The sequence below is a fragment of the Cupriavidus sp. 8B genome, assembly GCF_054589115.1.
Window position 1 is genome coordinate 75,339 of sequence record NZ_BAAILO010000107.1, and the last position, 18,944, is coordinate 94,282.

17 protein-coding genes and 2 pseudogenes are annotated in these 18,944 nt (G+C 64.7%); 9 read left to right on the forward strand and 10 right to left on the reverse strand.

Annotated features, from left to right (window positions below):
- Positions 1-151: 151 nt before the first annotated feature.
- The 3 genes and pseudogenes from ACYP5B_RS12120 to ACYP5B_RS12130 all read left to right on the forward strand — a co-directional run.
- Positions 152-1,441 carry an MFS transporter gene (locus tag ACYP5B_RS12120; RefSeq protein WP_459569769.1) on the forward strand — a complete coding sequence of 430 codons (1,290 nt, stop codon included), beginning with the start codon at positions 152-154 and terminating at the stop codon, positions 1,439-1,441.
- A gap of 126 nt (positions 1,442-1,567) precedes the next feature.
- Positions 1,568-2,377, forward strand: coding sequence for an NAD-dependent epimerase/dehydratase family protein (locus ACYP5B_RS12125; protein WP_459569770.1), 810 nt, complete (start codon positions 1,568-1,570; stop codon positions 2,375-2,377).
- Between the two features lie 23 nt (positions 2,378-2,400).
- Positions 2,401-2,544: pseudogene (locus ACYP5B_RS12130) on the forward strand (winged helix-turn-helix domain-containing protein); the annotation flags it as partial.
- 17 nt (positions 2,545-2,561) lie between these two features.
- On the opposite strand, the gene pdxR reads toward ACYP5B_RS12130, so the two are convergent.
- The 7 genes from pdxR to xsc form a co-directional block, all read right to left on the reverse strand.
- Positions 2,562-4,076: a MocR-like pyridoxine biosynthesis transcription factor PdxR gene (gene pdxR / locus ACYP5B_RS12135; RefSeq protein ID WP_400096189.1), complete on the reverse strand. Its 1,515-nt coding sequence runs from the start codon at positions 4,074-4,076 to the stop codon at positions 2,562-2,564.
- Between the two features lie 136 nt (positions 4,077-4,212).
- On the reverse strand, positions 4,213-4,857 hold the full coding sequence (sorB, locus tag ACYP5B_RS12140; protein WP_400096188.1) for a SorB family sulfite dehydrogenase c-type cytochrome subunit: 645 nt from the start codon (positions 4,855-4,857) through the stop codon (positions 4,213-4,215).
- Positions 4,858-4,868: 11 nt separating this feature from the next.
- Positions 4,869-6,125, reverse strand: a complete 1,257-nt coding sequence (gene sorA, locus ACYP5B_RS12145; RefSeq protein ID WP_459569771.1) for a SorA family sulfite dehydrogenase catalytic subunit — start codon at positions 6,123-6,125, stop codon at positions 4,869-4,871.
- Positions 6,126-6,207: 82 nt separating this feature from the next.
- Positions 6,208-7,647 carry an NAD(P)/FAD-dependent oxidoreductase gene (locus ACYP5B_RS12150; protein ID WP_318237280.1) on the reverse strand — a complete coding sequence of 480 codons (1,440 nt, stop codon included), beginning with the start codon at positions 7,645-7,647 and terminating at the stop codon, positions 6,208-6,210.
- A gap of 37 nt (positions 7,648-7,684) precedes the next feature.
- Positions 7,685-8,095 (reverse strand): nuclear transport factor 2 family protein, encoded by a 411-nt coding sequence (locus tag ACYP5B_RS12155; protein ID WP_318237279.1) that lies wholly within the window; start codon positions 8,093-8,095, stop codon positions 7,685-7,687.
- 271 nt (positions 8,096-8,366) lie between these two features.
- Positions 8,367-9,728: an amino acid permease gene (locus ACYP5B_RS12160; protein ID WP_459569784.1), complete on the reverse strand. Its 1,362-nt coding sequence runs from the start codon at positions 9,726-9,728 to the stop codon at positions 8,367-8,369.
- A gap of 291 nt (positions 9,729-10,019) precedes the next feature.
- Positions 10,020-11,858 carry a sulfoacetaldehyde acetyltransferase gene (gene xsc, locus ACYP5B_RS12165; protein ID WP_459569772.1) on the reverse strand — a complete coding sequence of 613 codons (1,839 nt, stop codon included), beginning with the start codon at positions 11,856-11,858 and terminating at the stop codon, positions 10,020-10,022.
- A gap of 484 nt (positions 11,859-12,342) precedes the next feature.
- On the opposite strand from xsc, the gene tauA reads away from it, so the two are divergent.
- The 3 genes from tauA to ACYP5B_RS12180 all read left to right on the forward strand — a co-directional run bounded on the left by tauA (position 12,343) and on the right by ACYP5B_RS12180 (position 15,090).
- Positions 12,343-13,356, forward strand: a complete 1,014-nt coding sequence (tauA, locus tag ACYP5B_RS12170) for a taurine ABC transporter substrate-binding protein (RefSeq protein ID WP_318238265.1) — start codon at positions 12,343-12,345, stop codon at positions 13,354-13,356.
- Between the two features lie 71 nt (positions 13,357-13,427).
- Positions 13,428-14,204: a taurine ABC transporter ATP-binding protein gene (locus tag ACYP5B_RS12175; protein ID WP_150986972.1), complete on the forward strand. Its 777-nt coding sequence runs from the start codon at positions 13,428-13,430 to the stop codon at positions 14,202-14,204.
- 10 nt (positions 14,205-14,214) lie between these two features.
- Positions 14,215-15,090, forward strand: coding sequence for an ABC transporter permease subunit (locus ACYP5B_RS12180; RefSeq protein WP_400103335.1), 876 nt, complete (start codon positions 14,215-14,217; stop codon positions 15,088-15,090).
- 82 nt (positions 15,091-15,172) lie between these two features.
- On the opposite strand, the gene ACYP5B_RS12185 is transcribed toward ACYP5B_RS12180, so the two are convergent.
- The 3 genes and pseudogenes from ACYP5B_RS12185 to ACYP5B_RS12195 all read right to left on the reverse strand — a co-directional run bounded on the left by ACYP5B_RS12185 (position 15,173) and on the right by ACYP5B_RS12195 (position 15,737).
- Entirely contained in the window at positions 15,173-15,310 is a 138-nt protein-coding gene (locus ACYP5B_RS12185) for a hypothetical protein (protein ID WP_459569785.1), read from the reverse strand.
- A 33-nt stretch (positions 15,311-15,343) separates the two neighbouring features.
- Positions 15,344-15,400: pseudogene (locus ACYP5B_RS12190) on the reverse strand (hypothetical protein); the annotation flags it as partial.
- Positions 15,401-15,425: 25 nt separating this feature from the next.
- Positions 15,426-15,737 carry an SMP-30/gluconolactonase/LRE family protein gene (locus ACYP5B_RS12195; protein ID WP_459569773.1) on the reverse strand — a complete coding sequence of 104 codons (312 nt, stop codon included), beginning with the start codon at positions 15,735-15,737 and terminating at the stop codon, positions 15,426-15,428.
- Positions 15,738-16,002: 265 nt separating this feature from the next.
- On the opposite strand from ACYP5B_RS12195, the gene ACYP5B_RS12200 reads away from it, so the two are divergent.
- The 3 genes from ACYP5B_RS12200 to ACYP5B_RS12210 all read left to right on the forward strand — a co-directional run bounded on the left by ACYP5B_RS12200 (position 16,003) and on the right by ACYP5B_RS12210 (position 18,586).
- Positions 16,003-16,956, forward strand: a complete 954-nt coding sequence (locus ACYP5B_RS12200; RefSeq protein WP_459569774.1) for a 2-hydroxyacid dehydrogenase — start codon at positions 16,003-16,005, stop codon at positions 16,954-16,956.
- A gap of 97 nt (positions 16,957-17,053) precedes the next feature.
- Complete coding sequence (locus tag ACYP5B_RS12205; RefSeq protein WP_459569775.1) at positions 17,054-18,013, forward strand: Bug family tripartite tricarboxylate transporter substrate binding protein; 960 nt, start codon at positions 17,054-17,056, stop codon at positions 18,011-18,013.
- Between the two features lie 303 nt (positions 18,014-18,316).
- Positions 18,317-18,586 (forward strand): hypothetical protein, encoded by a 270-nt coding sequence (locus ACYP5B_RS12210; RefSeq protein ID WP_459569776.1) that lies wholly within the window; start codon positions 18,317-18,319, stop codon positions 18,584-18,586.
- The last annotated feature ends 358 nt before the right edge of the window (positions 18,587-18,944 follow it).

Below are 18,944 nucleotides of genomic sequence, written 5' to 3' on the forward strand. Positions count from 1 at the left end.
CCCCATAGCTGGAAGTGTTCCGAGCAGGAAAGGACGGTGCCGAGCAGGCACGCTTTCCTTCCACCCCTGTTGCTTGAAGATTCCGGTCCTTGAATTCGCAATTAGTTGTCATAAGCGTATTCATGAACAGTATAAAGTTTTGGAGACAATCATGTCTGGAAGATATCGATACGTAGTAGCCGGTTTGTTGTTTGCGGCCGGGATGATCAACTACATGGATCGCGCGGCACTGGGCGTCGTTGCCCCGATTATCAGCAAAGAGCTAAACATCTCCCCGTCGCAGCTCGGCATTATCTTTAGCAGCTTCTTTTTTGGATATTCGATCTTTGCATTTGTCGGCGGCCAGCTTGCTGACCGCTATGGGCCTCGGCGTGTCTTCTCCTGGGCGATGGGAGGTTGGTCACTGCTGTGTGGACTCACCGCGGGGGTGACGGGCTTCACCACGCTTCTCATGGCGCGCGCGTTATTCGGTTTCGGGGAAGGGCCGATGAATTCGACAACCAACCGGACCATTACCAATTGGTTTCCGCGTAATGAAACCGGCAGGATGATCGGCTTCTCCTTCTCGGGGCAAACGCTCGGCAGTGCAATCGCCGGCCCGATTGTCGGCCTGGTGGCAATCGCCTTCGGGTGGCGCATATCGTTTGTCGTGATTGCGCTGATTGGCTTCATCTGGATCGGCTTCTGGCGCTATTTCGTTACCGATACCCCGGCGCAGAACCGCCGTGTGGCCGCGGATGAAGTGAAGCTGATCGAACAGAGCCGCAGCGCCGCGCACCCAGCCGAGGAGGGCGAGCACGGGACGACGCTGCGCGAGTATCTGTTCAAGCCCAGCATACTGGCGCTGGGCACCGGCTTGTTTGCGGTGAACTACACCCTGTTCATTTTCGTATCCTGGCTGCCGAGCTACTTCACCAATGCGCTGCACCTCGACCTGAAACAGATGAGCATCCTGAGCACAATTCCTTGGGCGTGCGGCGCAATCGGCTATTTCGGTGGCGGCATCCTGTCCGATTTCATCTACAAGCGCATGAAGAATCCGCTGAATGCACGCAAGCTCTCTGCGGTGTTGCCACTCGCCTTGTCGGCACTCGCCATGCTTGTCGTGAGTTTCGCTACGAAAACCGCCACGGCAGTGGCTCTGGTGGCGGCCGCAGTGCTATTCCTGACTGCCTCCTCGCAGGCTTGCTGGGCGCTGATGCACGAACTCGTTCCGGGGAAGCATCTGGGCGGTGTCAGCGGCTTTGTGCACCTTCTGGGCAATATTTCCGGCATCGTTGGCCCCACCGTTACTGGCTTCGCGGTTCAGTACTTCGGCGGATACAGCAGTGCATTCGCGCTTGGCGCAACGATTGACCTGGTGGGTGTTCTGGCCATGGTGTTCGTGATCAATAGCCGGACCACAATGAGCCAACCGGCGGTGAGCAGTTCCGCTGCATAGCTGGTGCATAGCTGGTGCATAGCTGGTGCTCAGCGACGCATCAGAATGGATGGCGACTATCCGTCCTTTCCGTTAGAAGGTTTGCTTCTCGAAGCAGGCCGACCACGCAATATATAGGAGAAGTTCATGAAGCGCGTCTTGATTACCGGTGCTGCCGGTCACATCGGCCGTGTGCTGCGCAAAGGGTTGCAAGGGCATTACGAACTGATACGGCTTGCCGATGTCGCATCCCAAGCGCCTGCTGGTGCCGGCGAGGAAGTCGTGACGACTGACATTACCGACATCGAACAACTTGTTCGAGCGATGCAGGGAATCGATTGTGTAGTCCACCTGGCCGGCATTCCAGATGAGGACACATGGGACCGTATTCGCCGTCTGAACATTGAAGGTTGCTACAACGTGTTCGAGGCTGCCCGCATGGCTGGCGTCAAACGCGTGATTTTCGCAAGCTCGAATCATGCGGTTGGCTTTCATCGCCGCGATCGGATGATCGACAACGAAGTCATGCCGCGTCCGGACAGCCGCTATGGCGTGTCCAAAGTCTTTGGCGAAGCGCTTGGCCGCCTCTACGCGGACAAATATGGCCTGTCAGTGGCGTGTCTGCGTATCGGGTCATTTCGTCCCGACGACCAACCCAGTGTGGAACGCCACCTTTTCTCGTGGATCAGTCATCGGGATACTGTGCAGTTGACGCGCCGAGCGATCGATGCACCGAAGTACCACTTCCTTATCGCATATGGCGTTTCGGCCAATGCGAGAAATCGCTGGGACAATGCCAACGTGCGCTTCCTTGGCTATGTACCCGAGGACGATGCGCAGCGGTACGGAGACAGAATCCAGGAATCCGGTGTCCATGAGAATGAACGCGAAGCTCTGTTCCATGGCGGCTTTGGCTGTCTTGTCGAATTTACGGGACGGATTGAGGATATCGATTGACCGCGCATTCTCAGATGACTCCTTGGGAGATGAATTTCGACAGCGACAGCAATGCTCTGGACGTGGCGGTGAGGCGCCTGCGCCCCAAGATGGATGACGATTTCCAGCGCAAGCTGATCCATGGCGTACACGGCATTGGCTATGTGCTTGAGCGCCGGCAGTCCTGAGGTGCAGGCTCACTCGCTCACCGCACCATCGCCTGCCCGATCAACTGCCCCAGCAGCTTCACCCCTTCCTCGATCCGCTCTTCCGCAATGGCCGTATAGCCCATGCGGAAGTGCGGCGACGGCACATCGGTCGAGAAGAACACATCCCCGGGCTCGATGATGACGCCGTGGGTGAGCGCGATCGCGGCCAGCTTGCGGGCGTCGAGCCCGGGTGGGCCTTCCACCCAGAACGATGACGCGCCCGGCGAGTTGTGCGCGCGCGCCTGCGGCAGGTGGCGCGCCAGCATGGCGCGCAGGATCTCGGCGCGGCGCTGGAAGATGGGCGCCACGCGCCGCAGCAGCGCGTCGTGGTGGCCCAGCGAGATGAACAGGGCCGTGGCGCGCTGGTTGTTGGCGGGCGGATGGCGCAGCATGAAGCGGCGCAGCGCGCGCGCCTGGCGGATCACGGCGGCGGGGGCGACGATGTAGCCGAGCCGGATGCCAGGCACGAAGGACTTGGACAGGCTGCCCACGTAGATCACGCGGCCGTCGCGGTCCAGGCTTTTCAGCGCGGGGATGGGCTGGGTCAGCGCGGGGTTCTCGGTGTCGTAGTCGTCCTCGATCAGCACCACGTCGTGGCGGCGGGCTTCGAGCAGCAGCGTCTCGCGCCGTTCCAGCGGCATGGTGACCGTGGTGGGGCACTGGTAGCTGGGCGTGATGAAGGCGTAGTCGCACTGGGCCAGCGCGTCGTCCGGGCACAGGCCGGATTCGTCCACCGCCAACGGCACCACCTCGCGCGCGCGCATGCCGAAGATGTGGCGCGCATCGTTATAGCCCGGCTCTTCCAGCCCGACCCGCGCGCCTCGCATCAGCAGATCGGCCAACAGATAGAGCGCGTTCTGCGCGCCCATGGTGACCATGATCTCGTCGGGGTTGGCCCACACGCCCCGGCGCGGCAGGATGTGCTTCTGCAACTGCTCGATCAGCAGCGGATCGTCGCGGTCGATCAGGTCCGACGCCCAGCCGCGGATCTCCAGCACGGCCAGCGCCATGCGTGAGCATTCGCGCCAGTCGGCGGTGGGAAACAGGGCGGGGTCGAACTGGCCGTAGATGAAGGGGTAGGGATAGTTTTGCCACTCGGTGGGCTTGACGATGGCGCGCTTGCCGGTCATGTCCGGCAGCCGCGCGCCCCAGTCAGGGCCGCCTTCCCCTGCGTCCTCGGGGGCGGCTGCGCCAATGGCCCGGGCCTGCGCTGAGCCCGGCTTGGCGGCGCTGGGCAACTGTTCCACCACAAAGTAGCCGCGCCGCGGCTTGGTCTCCAGGAAGCGTTCCTCGACCAGTTGCTGGAAAGCCAGGATCACCGTATTGCGGGCGATGCCCAGCGTGGCCGCCAGCTCGCGGCTGGAGGGCAGGGCGCTGCCTTCCGGCAACTGCCGGGCGAGAATGGCCGACACCAGCTGCTGGCGCAACTGCGCCTGCAGGCTGACGCCGGAATCGGAGGACAGCTGCAACAGCCGGTTCCAGAAAGTATTCGCCTTGCCTACGCTTGCCATGCCGCTCCCGTTGCTGTGGCCGACGCTGTGGACGCCTTTGTGGACGTTCGCCGGGCCGTTGTCGTGTGCGGCAGATTATGGGCGAAGCCGCGCGCCGGCGAAATGCGGGTTGCCCGCAGTCCGGCGCCGCGGCCCCTCAGCGGCCGAGGATCCACCCAGCCAGGCTTTGCAGGTCTTCGCTGGAGAGCGCTGCATAGCCTGGCATCGGCACCTGGCCCCACTTGCCCGCGCCGCCGGCACGGATGTTCTGTGCCACCAGCGCTGCGGCGCCCGGCTGGTTCGCGTACTTTGCCGCGACCTCCTTGAACGCCGGCCCCACCACCTTCTTGTCGACAGCATGGCACGCGGTGCAGCCATTGGCCGTGAGCAGGGCCTGGGGATCATGGCTGCCGCCTGCGATCGTGGCAGGGGCGGCTTGCACTGCGGGCGCGGCGGCGTAGGCCGTGCGCTCCGCGCCGTAGGTCTTGGTCAGGTAGTCGACCATCGCCGGGATGTCTTCATCCGCGAACGGTGCGCCGAAGGGCTTCTTCATCTTCCTGACCGTGGCGTCCCAGTAGCTGCGCGGCGAGGATGGCGGTTGCGTGAGCACATACTGCGCGGAGTGGCAGGTCATGCAGTTCTGCTGCACCAGACGATAGCCGGGCAGGTCGCTCGGCGTATAGCGCGCGGTCTCCGGCGGCAGCGTGATTTCCAGTGCCTGCGCGGCGGGCGCCATGCCAGCGGCGCACAGGGCAAGGGCGAGGATCCGGCCATGTCGGCCGGAAGGCTTGGCGAATTGCATGGCGGCCTCCTTCATGCTGCCACCACGCGCGTGGTTTCCACCACGTTGCGCATGTAGCCGGCGGGGTTCCACAGCGCGGTGAGCGGCTGGCTCTGGCCGATGCGGTTGCTGGCGCGCACCTTCAGTTCGTACTCGCCTTTCTTTGGTGGGGTGAACGCCGCCGTCCATTCGCGGAAGGAGTAACGGCCCAGGTCCTTGCCCAGTTGCGCCGCACGCCAGGTGCGGCCGCCGTCGGTCGACAAGGCCACCTCGTCAATGCCATAGCCGCCGTCGAAGGCGATGCCGCGCAGCACGGTCTGGCGGCCGGCATGCAGCCTGGCGCCATCGGCCACGCTGGTGATGAAGGAGCGCACGTTGAAGCGGTTGATCGGCACCGTGCGCGTGGGCGCCGTGCCGGGCGCCACGCAGGCGCAGGGATTGTCGGGGATGCGGTAGGCCGCGTTCATCCAGAACCCCTCGAACGGCTTGTCGAGCACCTGGATGTCGGCCAGGTGCTTGACCCAGTAGGTGCCGTAGTAGCCGGGCACGATCAGGCGCAGCGGATAGCCGTTGAGCATGGGCAGGTCCGCGCCGTTCATGGCCCAGGCAAGCATGACTTCGCCATCGAGCGCGTGGTCGATGGCCAGCGCCTTGACGAAGTCCGGGCCGCCTTCCAGCGGCGGGCGGTCCATGCCGTCAAAGCTCACCTGCATGGCGCCGGCCTGCACGCCGGCCTTCTCCAGCAGCGCTTTGAGCGGCACGCCGGTCCAGCGCGCGTTGCCCATGGCGCCGTTGCCGAGTTGCCCGCCGTTGGCGCGCGGCGAGAAAAAGCCCCGGCTGTTGCCCGAGCACTGGTTGACCGCCACCAGGTCGACCGGGGTGGCCAGGCGCTTGATCTCGTCGAGCGAGAGTTCCAGCGGCGCATTGACCTTGCCGCCCACGCGCAGCCGGTAGGTTTGCGGGTCGATGCTGGTGGGAATGCCGCTCCAGTGATAGCGCACGAAGAAAGCATCGTTGGGCGTGATCGTGCCGTCGTTGAAGACGCCGAACGGTGTCTCCAGCTGCGGTGGCCGGCTGGTCAGCAGGATCAGCGGGCGCTTCTGGGGAAAGGCCACCAGTTCGCGCTCGCCGTTCTCGAACGGCAGCTCGATGCGCGCATCGGCGGTGGTGGCCGCCAGCGCCCGCAGCGCCGGATGGGTGAGCGCGGCGCCGGCGCCCAGCGCACCGAGCGAGCGGAGCACGCCGCGGCGGCCCGGCTGCGGGGGGACGGAATATTGGCCTCGGCCCATGCCTGGCTCCTTGTGTTTTAGTGGGGGTTACGGTTCTTAGGCGACGCCGCTTTCCAAAACCTTCAACGTTCGAGCTCCGATCTCAGATCACTTCGTCCTTCATGTGATACCAGCGATACAGGAACCACTGCCCGAAGCGGCGGAACGGCGCGAACGCCTGCGCTTCCACCATCTCGCGCACATTCGGGAACGGCAGCGCCGAGCGGAAGATCGGCAGTTCCGGCCCCGCACTCTTGCCCGCGATCAACGCCGCCATGCGCTTGCCCGCTTGCGCGGAGTACATCACGCCGTTGCCGCCGTAGCCCATCGCGTAATAAATGGTCTGGGCCGGGTCCGGCTGGAAGATGCGCGGCATCATGTCATGGCTCACATCGACCCAACCCCACCAAGAATAGTCGATCTGGATGCCTTCGAGCGCCGGGAACTTGCGGTGCAGGTCGGCAATGAGCTTGTCCTTGTACTTATGCTGCGGCGCATCGTTGCCGGTGATGGCGCTGCGGCTGCCGATCTGCAGGCGGCCGTCCGGCATCAGCCGGTAGTAGTGCCGCAGGATGCGGGTATCGGTGATGACCTGCGTCGTGCGGAAATTGCATGCCTCGCGCTCCGTGGGCGTCAGGGGGCGCGTGACGATGGAGTTCGACAGGATCGGGAACAGCCGGTTCTTGAGTTGCGCATGCAGGCTCGGCGAGGTGTAGCCGCCGGTGGCCACGCCCACCGCGCGGGCGCGCACGATGCCGCCCGGCGTCTTGAGGTAATGCACGCCGCCGCGCGTCTCCCAGCTCAGCACCGGGCTGGACGGATGCACCTTGGCGCCCAGCGCGCGCGCTTTGCGAAGGTAGCCGAAGGCCAGTTTGCCGGCGTGGATGCCGATGCCTTCTGGCTCGTGCATGGCGCCCGCGGCTTCCTTGTCGTCGACGTATTCGCGCTTGACGGTGTCGGCATCCAGGATGCGCGCGTCGTACTTGAACACGTCGCGCAGCACCTTGGCTTCCTTTTCCAGCGCGGGCATGACCTTGGGCCTGTGGGCGATGTACAGATGGCCGCCGGGCTGCGGTTCGCAGTCAATGTCCTTGATCAGGCCCTTGAAGGTCTCCATGCCGTCGCACACTTCCTCATGCAGCCGCAGCGCGGTATCCAGGCCGTAGCGCTGGATCCACTGCGAGCGCTTGAGCCTGCCCGAGGCGCATTGCGCCTGGCCGCCGTTGCGCGTGCTGCAGCCCCAGCTCACGCGGTTGGCCTCCAGCACGGTCGCCTTGATGCCGTGCTCCTGCGCGAGGAAGATCGCGCAGGTCAGCCCGGTGAAGCCGGAGCCGATGATGGCCACGTCCACGTCGATGTCGTGGGTGATCGGGCCATCGTCCGGGGGCGGCTCGCCGGCCGTGCCGATCCAGTAGGTGGGGGCGTACTCGCGGCCCTGGCCGGGCGTGGGCGCGACCAGCGGGTCGTAGGCCGGGTCGTACGGCTTCGAAGGCGCGGTGGCGTGGCCTTCGGGCAGGATCAGTCTTGCGGCGGTGGCGTCCATGTTTGTCATCCTCAAATGCCCTCTGGCGGGGCTGGAATCAGTTGGCGGCACCGGAGCCGGCGACGGCAACGGGCGGGCGATCCTTGCGGTACGCGTTCTTCACCGCGATCTTGCCGTCGCGGAAGGTGAACACATCCACCATGCGCGCCTCGATCCGCGTGCCATCCGCCTTGGTGCCGCGGAACGTGGATTCGCTGACGCCGCGCTCGCCCGCCACGAAATGCTCGCCGTCGAGCCACGCGGCGTCGGGGAAGGCCTGCCATGCCAGCTGGAAGCCTTCGCGCACCGCCGCGCGGCCTTCGAAGCTGCGCCCGAACAGCTCGCTGCCGGCCACGGCGTGGAACACGCAGTCATCGGCCATGAAGCTCATCAGCGCTTCGATGTCGTGGCGGTTCCACGCGTCGCTGAAGGCTTGCAGGGTGTCTGCGGTGACCTGGGGGTTTGCCATTTGAGTCTCCTTGATGGTGTTGGTGATTCGCTCGCCGGACCTGCGCGGCCTATGACTGCAGCATAGAGAGGTGACGCGCAATGCAGTAGGGCCAGATCCCATGAATCGTTTGGGCCAGTGGCGCTGCCGAAAAGCTGCGCATCAGGTACACGCCGGGCAGGCGAAGGCAGGCCGCCGCGCAAAGGTGGCCGCGGCGGCCCGCAAGGCATTGGGAGGGAAGCAAGCCCGCGATGCCACGCATCGCGGCAAGGCGGCTGGGCCGATGGGCGTGTCAGTCAGCCCGCCGCACCTCGCCCAGCGGCGCGGCGGCCGCGTGCTTTCGGATCTGCTGGCGCACGCCGTACGCCAGCACCAGGATGCCAAGGCTGGCCACGCCGAGCAGCAGCGGGGTGCGCTGGTCGGGGATAAAGGCCATGGCGACCACGATCCCGACCATGCCGGCAATGGCGATCCAGGTCAGGTAGGGGAAGGCCCACATCCGCACCTTGAGCCGGTGCGGCGCCTCGCGCTCCAGCCGGGCGCGCAGGCGCAGCTGCGAGATGGCGATCAGGATGTAGACGAAGATGGCGACGGTGCCGTAGGAATTGACCAGGAAGGCAAAGACCTTGTCCGGCGATACGTACGACATCACCACCGCGCCGTAGCCGAACAGCGTGGCGAACAGGATGGCTCTGACCGGCACGCCGTTGCGGCTCAGCTTGGCCAGCGCCTTGGGCGCATCGCCGCGCTTGGTCAGCGCGAACAGCATGCGCGACGAAGCATATAGCCCCGAGTTCAGCGCCGACAGCACCGCGGTCAGCACCACGGCGTTCATGATCTGCGCCGCGGCAGGGATACCCATCGCATTGAGCGCGCTGACGTACGGCCTGGCGATGCCGACGGAGTTCCACGGCACCAGGCACACCACCAGCAGCACCGAGCCCACGTAGAACACCAGCACGCGGGTAATGACCGAGCTGGTGGCCTTGGCCACGGCCTTTTGCGGTTCGGCGGTCTCGGCCGCGGCGATGGTGACGATCTCGGCGCCGAAGTAAAACCCCGTGGCCGCCACCGCGCCGGTCAGCACTGGCATGATCCCGTTCGGTGCAAAGCCGCCATGCACGGTAAGGTGCGCCACGCTGGCGGTGGCGCCGGGCCACATGCCGAGCACGAACAGGGCGCCCAGGAAGAGGAACACTACGATGGCGGCTACCTTGATCGAGGCGAACCAGAACTCGAATTCGCCGAAGGACTTCACCGAGATCAGATTGGTCAGCGTGAGCATCACCAGCAGCACCAGGCTGATGCTCCAGGCTGGCACATCCGGTAGCCAGAAACGCACCAGGTCGGCGCCGGCCACGGCTTCGAGCGCGACCACGATCACCCAGAAATACCAGTACATCCAGCCGGTCAGGAAACCGGCCAGCTCGCTCACGGCGGGGCGGTCGCGCCAGGCCTCGCGGGCGTATTCGTAGAAGGAGCCCACGGTGGGCAGCGCGCATGCCATTTCGCCCAGCATGCGCATGACGAGCACCACCAGTAGGCCGGTGATGAGGAAGGAAACGACGGCGGCGGGGCCGGCGGACTTGATGACCACGCCGCTGCCGACGAAGAGGCCGGCGCCGATGACGCCGCCCAGCGCGATCATGGTCATGTGGCGCTGCTTCAGCCCGTGCTTCAGGCCGCTTGATTGCTGCTGCTCGGTAATCACTTTGCTTGTCTCCTGCACTGCACAGGGTCACGCGCCACGGTTTCTATAGTAGGTCGGCGATTGGCTCGCCGCCTGGGCCCGTGGTCGCGCGGGTGTGGATTGCGGCAGGCGTTGCATATCGTTGCAGATCATTGCGTATCGCATGCGGCGCCTGCCGCGAGGGGCGGATAGTCCACTGCCCGGAATGCCCGGGCAACGGACTATCGCGCGCTTACATACTTAGTCCACAGGCTCTCAGACGTAGTCCTTGTACTTGTCGAGCATGCGCACGGGCTTGGCCAGCGCATCGCGGCGGAACGGGTCGCCGAGCTCACGGGTGCACATGATCTCGATGATGGTGGTCTTGCCGTGGTTCATCTGCAGGTCGATGGCGCGCTTGAGTGCCGGGCCCACGTCCTCCAGCTTGTCCACCACGATGCCTTCGGCACCCATGGCGCGGGCGATCTCGGCAAAGCTCTGGTTGTCCAGCTCGCCCGCCACGAAGCGGCGGTTGTAGAAGTCCACCTGGTTCTTCTTCTCCGCGCCCCACTGGCGGTTGTGGAACACCACGGCCGTCACCGGGATGTTGTGGCGCACGGCGGTCATGGTCTCCATCAGGCTCATGCCCCAGGCGCCGTCACCGGCGTATGACACGGCCGGGCGATGCGGTGCGGCCACCTTGGCGCCCATGATGGTGGGGAAGGCGTAGCCGCAGTTGCCCCAGCTCATGGCGGCAAAGAAGCTGCGCGGCTTGTTGAAGCGCAGGTAGCTGTTGGCCACCGAGTTGATGTTGCCGATGTCGGTTGCCACCATCACGTCTTCCGGCATGGCCTTTTCCAGCTCGCGCAGGACCTGGCGCGGATGCAGGTAGTGGCCGCCGGTGGGCGTGCGCTCCTGCTTCTGCTCCTCGATCATGTCCAGGCTGTACGGGTCGCGCTCGTGGGTCCACTCGTCGAGTTCCTTCTCCCACGCGGCCTTCTCGGCGGCGATCTGGCCGGCGCGGTCTTCGCGCGAGGCGTCGCACGCCAGCGTGCGGCCGGCCAGGCGCTCGGTCAGGGCGACGGCGGCTGCCTTGGCATCGCCGCAGATGCCCACCGAGATCTTCTTCACCAGGCCGAGCATCTTATGGTCGGCGTCGATCTGGATGATCTTGGCGTGCTTGGGCCAGTAGTCCATGCCGTGCTGGGGCAGGGTGCCGAAGGGTCCGAGGCGCGAACCGAGGGCGATGACCACATCGGCGCGGGCGAGTAGCTTCATGGCTGCCTTGGAGCCCTGGTAGCCGAGCGGGCCGCACCACAGCGGGTGGCTGGCGGGGAAGGAGTCGTTATGCAGGTAGCTGTTGACCACCGGCGCGCCGAGCCGCTCGGCCAGTGCCTGGCATTCCTCGATGGCGTCGGCCATGACCACGCCACCGCCGGAGATGATGACGGGGAACTTGGCCTTGGCGATCAGCTCGGCGGCTTCGTTCAGGCGCTGGTCGCCGCCGGGGCCGCGGTCCAGGCGCTGGGGCAGGGGGATCTCGGCCTTGATCTGGCCGTAGAAGTAGTCGCGCGGGATGTTGAGCTGGGTCGGGCCCATCTCGGCCATGGCGCGGTCAAAGCAGCGGCCGGTGAACTCGGCCATGCGGGCCGGGTGGGTGACGTGCCCCTGGTACTTGGTGAACTCCTGGAACATCGGCAACTGCTTGGCTTCCTGGAAGCCGCCCAGGCCAATGCCCATGGTGCCGGCCTCGGGGGTGACGATGACCACCGGGCTATGTGCCCAGTAAGCGGCGGCGATGGCGGTGACGCAGTTGCTGATGCCGGGGCCGTTCTGGCCGATGACCACGCCGTGGCGGCCCGAGACGCGGGCATAGCCGTCGGCCATGTGGCCGGCGCCTTGCTCGTGCACCACGGGGATCAGGCGGATGCCGGCGGGGGCGAAGATGTCCATGGCGTCCATGAAGGCCGAACCCATGATGCCGAACATGTCGGTGACGCCATTGGCGGCGAGGGTCTCGACAAAGGCTTCCGACGGGGTCATCTCCTGCGGGCCAGTGGTGACGGCGCCAGCCTGGGTGCCTGCGGCGAGGGATTCGGGAAGATGTTCGCTCATGATGTCGTGTCTCCAGTCTTCGATCAAAACGGAACCAAACGTTCCGAAAAGTGTTTGTGGATCGAAATGTAGGGTGAGACTAAGCGATGGTCAATAGGAAAATCAGATAAACGGAATGCCGTGTACCTAAAAATGGTAGTAAATACCCTTTAAAGTGACGCAAATGCAACCTGTGCGCCCGTGTGGACCCACAGTTCGTCCCCGCTGGCTCTAACCCGGTGGCGGGCCGCTTTCTACCATACGACTACACCTTGCCCAGCGCTGCTTGCCAAAGCGCTTGGTGCACGCCGCGACGACTCTCCACAGAGCAGAGCGCCGCTAAGAAAGGAGAGGACGCAAAGACGTCCCAACCAGACGGAGACACTGGCATGCCTCATGCTTATCACATCTTCCTCCTCGAGCAGGCACCGCCCTGGTGCCAGGCTTTCCGTGCCGGCGTTCTCCGCCACAGCACACCACACCGTTAATCTTGAGGAGGTTCATCATGCGTTGGTTCAAGCAGCTTGCAGCAAGCGTAGTACTGGCGGCCGTCGTTGCCCCGGGCGCCTACGCGCAGACCAAGGAAGTTGTCATCGCCTATCAGGACATGGTGGTGCCATGGCGCTATGCGCAGGACATGAAGGAAGTCGAGAAGCAGACCGGCTACAAGGTCTCGTTCCGCCAGTTCGGCGGCGGCGGCGACGTGATCCGCGCCATGGCTTCGGGCCAGATCGCGATCGGCGAAGCCGGCACCTCGCCGATTGCCTCGGCGTTGTCGCAGGGGCTGGACGTGGAGCTGTTCTGGATCCTTGACGACATCAACGCGGCCGAGGCCATGGTGGCGCGCAACGGCAGCAATATCAACAGCGTGGCCGACCTGAAAGGCAAGCGGGTGGGCGTGCCCTTTGTCTCCACCACGCACTATCACACGCTGGTGGCGCTTGAGCAGGCCAAGATCAATCCCAAAGACGTCAAGATCATGAACATGCGGCCGCCCGAAGTGGCCGCGGCCTGGGAGCGCGGCGACATCGACGCGACCTTTATCTGGGACCCGGTGCTGGCCAAGCTCAAGCAATCGGGCAAGGTGCTGGTGACCTCCGGCAAGATCGCCGCCGAGACAGGCAAGGCCACCTTCGATGGCATGATCGCCAACAAGAAGTTCGCGCGGGAGAACCCCGAGTTCATGGTCAAGTTCGTCAAGATCCTGGCCGCGGCGGATGACAAATATCGCCAGGACAAGGCCGCATGGACCCCGGATTCGCCGATGGTGAAGGCGGTCGCCAAGGTCTCCGGCGCCAAGCCCGATGCGGTGCCGGGCAGCATGGCGCTGTACGGCTTCCCCACGCTGGAAGAGCAAGCCTCGCCCCGCTGGCTGGGTGGCGGCGCGGCCAAGGCGCTGCAATCGGCGGCGCAATTCCTGAAGGAGCAGGGCACGATCCAGACCGTGTTGCCGGACTACGGCGCGGGCGTCAATGCGGAATGGGTGAAGCGCGCGCTCGCCTCCAAGACGCCGGCCTGACTTGCCAGCGCCGCGTGGCGGGCGACGCCTGCCGCGCGGCCTTGAATCCCCTTTTCAGGAAGTTTGCAGCTATGGCCAAACTCGAAATCGACAACCTGAGCGTTAACTACGGCGGCCGCGGTGGCGCCGATACGCTGGCCCTGTCCCAAGTCAATCTCACCATGGAGCGCGGCGATTTCGTGGTCGCGCTGGGTGCCTCCGGGTGCGGCAAGACGACCTTGCTGTCGTGCATCGCCGGTTTCATGCAACCCTCGGAAGGCGAGATCCGCCTCGATGGCAAATCCGTGCACGGCCCTGGTGCGGAGCGCGGCGTCGTGTTCCAGAAGCATGCATTGATGCCCTGGCTCAATGTGCTGGACAACGTGGCGCTGGGCCTGCGGCTGCGCGGCGTGCCGCGCGCCGAGCGCCTGCGCATCGCCCAGGAAAAGCTGGCGCTGGTCGGCCTGGAAAAGGTAGCGGCCAAGCCGGTCTACCAGCTCTCCGGCGGCATGCAGCAGCGCGTGGGCATTGCCCGCACGCTCGCCAACGATCCGGCGGTCATGCTGATGGATGAGCCGCTCGGCGCGCTCGACGCGCTCACGCGCGAGACGATCCAGGCGCTGATTCTCAAGCTGTGGGCGGCGGAGCAGAAGATCGTGTTCTTCATCACCCACAGCGTGGAAGAAGCGCTGTTCCTGGCAACGCGGCTGATCGTGATGACGCCCTCGCCGGGCCGCATCGCGCATACCTACGAGCTGCCCTTCGCGCGACGCTTCATTGCCTGCGGCAACGCCCGCGAGGTCAAGGCCGATCCGGAGTTCATCCGGTACCGCGAAGAAATCGTCAACCTGATCCATGCCACGCCCTGAGGAGTCCGACATGCCTGCTACTGCTCAAAGACTCGACCCCGCGCCGGGCACGGCCGCCGTGGCCGCCAAGCCGCCGGCGCGCCGCATGAAGGCCGTCTCCGGCTACCGCCTGCCGGGCGAGGGCTCCAGCTCGCGCATCTCCACCATCACCGTGGTGTCGCTGCTGGCGTTGTGGTGGATCGCCAGCCACCTGCGCTGGCTGCCGCCGCTGTTCCTGCCCACGCCGGAAGCCATCATCAACGCCTTTGTCGATGCCTGGAACGGCAATGTGCAAGGCGGCCTGCCGCTGACCGAGCACTTCCGCGCCAGCATGGTGCGCGTGTTCGGCGCGTTTGCACTGGCGACCGTCACGGCGGTGCCGATCGGCGTGATGATGGGGGTGTCGCGCATCGCGCGCGGGGTGTTCGATCCGCCCATCGAGTTCTATCGTCCGCTGCCGCCGCTGGCCTACCTGCCGCTGATCGTGATCTGGTTCGGCATCGATGAAACGTCCAAGATCCTGCTGATCTTCCTGGCCTGCTTCGCGCCGCTGGCCATGTCGGCCCAGGCCGGGGTGCGCTCGGTCACCATCGAGCAGATCAATGCCGCGTATTCGATGGGCGCCAACCGGTGGCAGGTGATCCGCCATGTGGTGATCCCCGCCGCGTTGCCGGACATCCTGACCGGCATGCGGATTGCCATCGGCTTCGGCTGGACCACGCTGGTCGCAGCCGAGATGGTGGCCGCTACGTCGGGCCTTGGGCAGATGGTGCTCAATGCGTCGAACTTCCTGCGCACGGATGTGGTGATCATGGGCATCGGGCTGATTGGCCTAATTGCCTACACGTTTGATCTGCTGATGAGGAAGACGGAGAAGTGGCTGGTGCCCTGGAAGGGGAGGATGTAAGGCCTGTGACTTGCCGGGCGGCGGTACCCGCCGCCCGGATCCTGCCGCTTGAGTGGCGCCTGGGTGCGGCCCAATCGAGCGGTCATGCGGCAAGCTGGAAAGGGTGTTCGGCAATCCCGGCAACACCGGGACGCAACGCGAATACCCCGCCGGCCAGCGGCTGCTCGGCTTCCACCGATGCGTCGGCCGGGCGAATCGACGTGACGAACAGGGTCTTCATGTCGGCGCCGCCAAAGGAGCACATCGCCGGCTTTTTCACGGGAAGCGCGATGCTGCGGTCAAGGCGCCCCTCAGGCGTAAAGCGGTGCACGACACCTGCGTCATTCCCGCTCCCTCTATCTGGCGCTGCAGGCCACTACACTGGCCAGGCTCCGGCTGGCCATGCTGCCATCGGCCTGCGGCCGAAGGTGGAACAGGCCGCTTTGCATGCCAGCGGCAAAGCCGCCGCCACTGGCGGGGGCGATACATGCCTCCATTTCAGCCAGCCGCCGCGTGCGGATTGCCGCGCTAGCGGCGTTCCATTCGAATAGTGTCCTGGCGGGGATGTCCACCCAGTACAGGCATTGGGTCTTTGTATCCCACAACGGGCTTTCGCCGACCGCATTGCGGACATCGGCAATCAGGTCGATGGGCAGGTCAGTGATCATGGTCTATCAGCGTGGGCATCAAGGCCGGAGCGGCAACGGGTTGGCCGCGGACACAAGGCTTTTCAAGTGCGAGCCTTATGCTGCTCATGGTGTTGCGTTGTCATATGACATACTATACCGCCCTCCGAGATCCGGGGTTGAAGGTTTCCCCTGTTTGGCGCAGTTAGTCAAGGTGTTAACCCTAAATCCCTGATTTCCTCCTTGTTTCGATACGGTCTAAGTCATAGGATGACATATGACATCGCCTTCCCGATAGGACTACAACATGAAAGCCAGCATCCTGCAGCTGAACCCGATCCTCATCCCTGCGATCAACGACAAGCTGGATTCGCTCTACACCGTGCACCGGTTGTTCGAGCAAACCGACAAGGATGCCTATCTGCGCGAGCATGGGCCCACGATCCGCGCGGTCATCACCGGCGGCCACACCGGCATCACCAGGGCAATGATGGCGCAACTGCCCGCGCTCCAGGTGGTGGCGGTCAACGGCGTCGGCACCGATGCGGTCGACCTCGAATATGCCCGCGCGCGCGGCCTGCCGGTGACCGGGACATTTGGAGCGCTGACCGAGGATGTCGCGGATCTCGCCGTGGGCCTGCTGATCGCCACTTGCCGGGGCATGTGCTCGTGCGATCGGTTTATCCGCGCCGGCGACTGGGTCCGCCATCCGCAGCCAAGCGCGATCCCGCTGGCCCGCCGCGTCAGCGGCATGCGCGTGGGCATTGTCGGCATGGGCCGCGTGGGCCGTGCCATCGCTGCGCGCATGACGGCGTTCGGCTGCCCCATCGCCTACACGGATCTCAAGGCGATGGATGACGTCCCCCACACCTTCGTGGCCGACCTCGTGCAGCTGGCCCGCCAGAGCGATGCACTGATTCTTGCCGCCGCCGCGGACAAGGCGGAGGGCATTGTCGATGCCGAGGTGCTCGACGCGCTGGGCAAGGACGGCTACCTGATCAACATCGCGCGCGGCCGGCTGGTCAAGGAAGACGACCTGGTCGCGGCGCTGACTGCCGGGCGCATTGCCGGGGCCGGGCTGGATGTCTTCGTCGATGAGCCGAACGTGCCGCAATCCCTGCTCGCGCTGGACAACGTCACGCTGCAGGCGCACCGCGCCAGCGCCACGCACCAGACGCGGGCCGCCATGGGGGAGATGGTCCTGGCAAGCATTGCCCAGGCGCTGGCCGGGCAACGGCCGGAGTTCAGCCTCACTACCTGAGCGCTGGGAGCCTCGCTACACAGCCTCGCTACGCAGCCTCGTTACCCGGCCTGGTTACGCCGCCCCGACGATAAGAATCAGAATCACAGGAGACAAGATGCAAATCAGATTTCTGGCGGCAATCGCCATGACCGTGCTGGCGCCGGGCATGGCCGGCGCGCAATCCTATCCGACCAAGCCGATCACCATCGTGATCGGCTCCAGCCCCGGCAGCACCACGGATGGACTGGCCCGCGCAATGGGTGCCCAGATCACCAAGGAGACGGGCCAGGCGGTCGTCGTCGACAGCCGCCCTGGCGCATTCGGGGGCATCGCGGCGCAACTCGTCGCGCGCTCGGTGCCCGATGGCTACACGCTGTTCATGACCACCAACACCACGCAGGCGGCCAATCCGCATCTGGTGAAGAATCTGCCCTACAACCCCATCAAGGATTTCGCGCCGATCGGCCAGGTGGTCCAGGGCTACATGCTGATGGTCGTGAACCCCAACGTGAAGGCCGCGAACGTGCCCGAGCTCATCGCACTGGCGAGGAAGGAGCCGGGCAAGCTGACGTTCGGCTCCGGCTCATCGTCGGCGCGGGTTGCCACCGAGCAGTTCCAGCACATGACCGGGACGAAACTGACATACGTCCCCTACAAGGCCAATCCGCCTGCCGTGATCGACCTTGTGGCCGGACAGACCGACGTGATGATCGTCGACCTGACCACCAGCCTGCCGCAGGTCAAGGCCGGCAAACTGCGCGCGCTCGGCGTCAGCAGCCCGCAGCGCTCGCAGCTGCTGCCCAGCGTGCCAACCATCGCGGAGCAAGGGGTGGCGGGTTATGAGTTCGGCTACTGGAACGGGCTGTACGCGCCGGCAGGCACGCCGGCGCCGATCATCAACCGCCTCAACGAGCTGATGCGCAAAGCCATGGCGACCGAATCCATTCGTCATTTCGTGATGGAAAACGGCATGGAGGTAAAGGTGTCCTCGCCTGAGGAACTCGCTAAATTCCAGCTTGCCGAGCTCGATCGCTGGGGCAAGATCATCAAGACGGCAGGCATCCAGCCTGAATAGCTTTGACTCTGAGAGGCAGTACGTCAGGAAGGCGGCCCGTCAGGTTGCCGCCGGATCGCCGTTGGGAATGGTCAAGCATATCCGCTCGATCGTAGGGGGCGACCGGTTAGGGGAGCGGTCAGGGTGACCGCCATTGCGGCAGGCCACGTTGAGGTCTGCCGATAGCCGCAGCAAGCACTGATGCGGGCGCGGCAGCCAATGCCAGAAGGCCACCAGTCACGCCATGAGCATCCTCGATACTTGCAATTCAGTACTGAATTCAGCACCATTTAACTTGTGTTTTGTACTGAAAGAGGGGCCGCCATGAACAATACGTTGACCGTCGCGGAGCTCAAGCGACGCGGCATGGCCGCCATTGAGGAAGGCTTGCGGCATGGGCCAGTGCACATCATCAAGCGTAACCGGTCGGCTGCTGTTGTGCTGTCGGAGGAAGAGTATCGGCGCCTCACGGGCGAGCGCTCGCGGACGGGGCCGGGTGTAATGGCCGTGCAATGGCTGCTTGCGCAACCGACCGCCGGTACGCGCGACAAGGCAGAGATCGACGCCGCCCTGACCGAGGAGAGCCGCTGGTAATCGCGTTTTTCGATGCGAACGCACTGATCTACCTGCTCGAGGGCAAAGAGCCATTTGCCAGCCGTGTGCGCGCGGAGCTTGAGGCGGTGTACCAGGCTCATCCTGACATAGGATCTGCGGTCAGCCGCCTGAGCTGACTGGACTGCCGTGTCGGCCCGATGAAAGCGAATGATGCTGCCACGTTGGCGATTTACGACGCCCTCTTCGCTCGGCCGGATCTCACGTGGCGGGAGCGAGCAACAGATACTACATTCTTGCTCATAAGTATCTATAATTGCTCGCCATGAGCAAGGTTTATCGGATCAACGAATTCGCAAAGCGCATCGGACGGGCTCCCAGTACGGTGCGCCGCTGGGAG

What these genes read in the sequence shown, in the direction of transcription:
- ACYP5B_RS12205 (WP_459569775.1), top strand. Translation starts at nt 17,054, where the DNA reads ATGCAAATCAGATTTCTGGCGGCAATCGCCATGACCGTGCTGGCGCCG.
- ACYP5B_RS12175 (WP_150986972.1), top strand. Translation starts at nt 13,428, where the DNA reads ATGGCCAAACTCGAAATCGACAACCTGAGCGTTAACTACGGCGGCCGC.
- xsc (WP_459569772.1), bottom strand. Translation starts at nt 11,858, where the DNA reads ATGAGCGAACATCTTCCCGAATCCCTCGCCGCAGGCACCCAGGCTGGC.
- sorA (WP_459569771.1), bottom strand. Translation starts at nt 6,125, where the DNA reads ATGGGCCGAGGCCAATATTCCGTCCCCCCGCAGCCGGGCCGCCGCGGC.
- ACYP5B_RS12155 (WP_318237279.1), bottom strand. Translation starts at nt 8,095, where the DNA reads ATGGCAAACCCCCAGGTCACCGCAGACACCCTGCAAGCCTTCAGCGAC.
- ACYP5B_RS12125 (WP_459569770.1), top strand. Translation starts at nt 1,568, where the DNA reads ATGAAGCGCGTCTTGATTACCGGTGCTGCCGGTCACATCGGCCGTGTG.
- tauA (WP_318238265.1), top strand. Translation starts at nt 12,343, where the DNA reads ATGCGTTGGTTCAAGCAGCTTGCAGCAAGCGTAGTACTGGCGGCCGTC.
- ACYP5B_RS12200 (WP_459569774.1), top strand. Translation starts at nt 16,003, where the DNA reads ATGAAAGCCAGCATCCTGCAGCTGAACCCGATCCTCATCCCTGCGATC.
- sorB (WP_400096188.1), bottom strand. Translation starts at nt 4,857, where the DNA reads ATGCAATTCGCCAAGCCTTCCGGCCGACATGGCCGGATCCTCGCCCTT.
- pdxR (WP_400096189.1), bottom strand. Translation starts at nt 4,076, where the DNA reads ATGGCAAGCGTAGGCAAGGCGAATACTTTCTGGAACCGGCTGTTGCAG.
- ACYP5B_RS12180 (WP_400103335.1), top strand. Translation starts at nt 14,215, where the DNA reads ATGCCTGCTACTGCTCAAAGACTCGACCCCGCGCCGGGCACGGCCGCC.
- ACYP5B_RS12185 (WP_459569785.1), bottom strand. Translation starts at nt 15,310, where the DNA reads ATGAAGACCCTGTTCGTCACGTCGATTCGCCCGGCCGACGCATCGGTG.
- ACYP5B_RS12195 (WP_459569773.1), bottom strand. Translation starts at nt 15,737, where the DNA reads ATGATCACTGACCTGCCCATCGACCTGATTGCCGATGTCCGCAATGCG.
- ACYP5B_RS12160 (WP_459569784.1), bottom strand. Translation starts at nt 9,728, where the DNA reads ATGACCATGATCGCGCTGGGCGGCGTCATCGGCGCCGGCCTCTTCGTC.
- ACYP5B_RS12150 (WP_318237280.1), bottom strand. Translation starts at nt 7,647, where the DNA reads ATGGACGCCACCGCCGCAAGACTGATCCTGCCCGAAGGCCACGCCACC.
- ACYP5B_RS12210 (WP_459569776.1), top strand. Translation starts at nt 18,317, where the DNA reads ATGAACAATACGTTGACCGTCGCGGAGCTCAAGCGACGCGGCATGGCC.
- ACYP5B_RS12120 (WP_459569769.1), top strand. Translation starts at nt 152, where the DNA reads ATGTCTGGAAGATATCGATACGTAGTAGCCGGTTTGTTGTTTGCGGCC.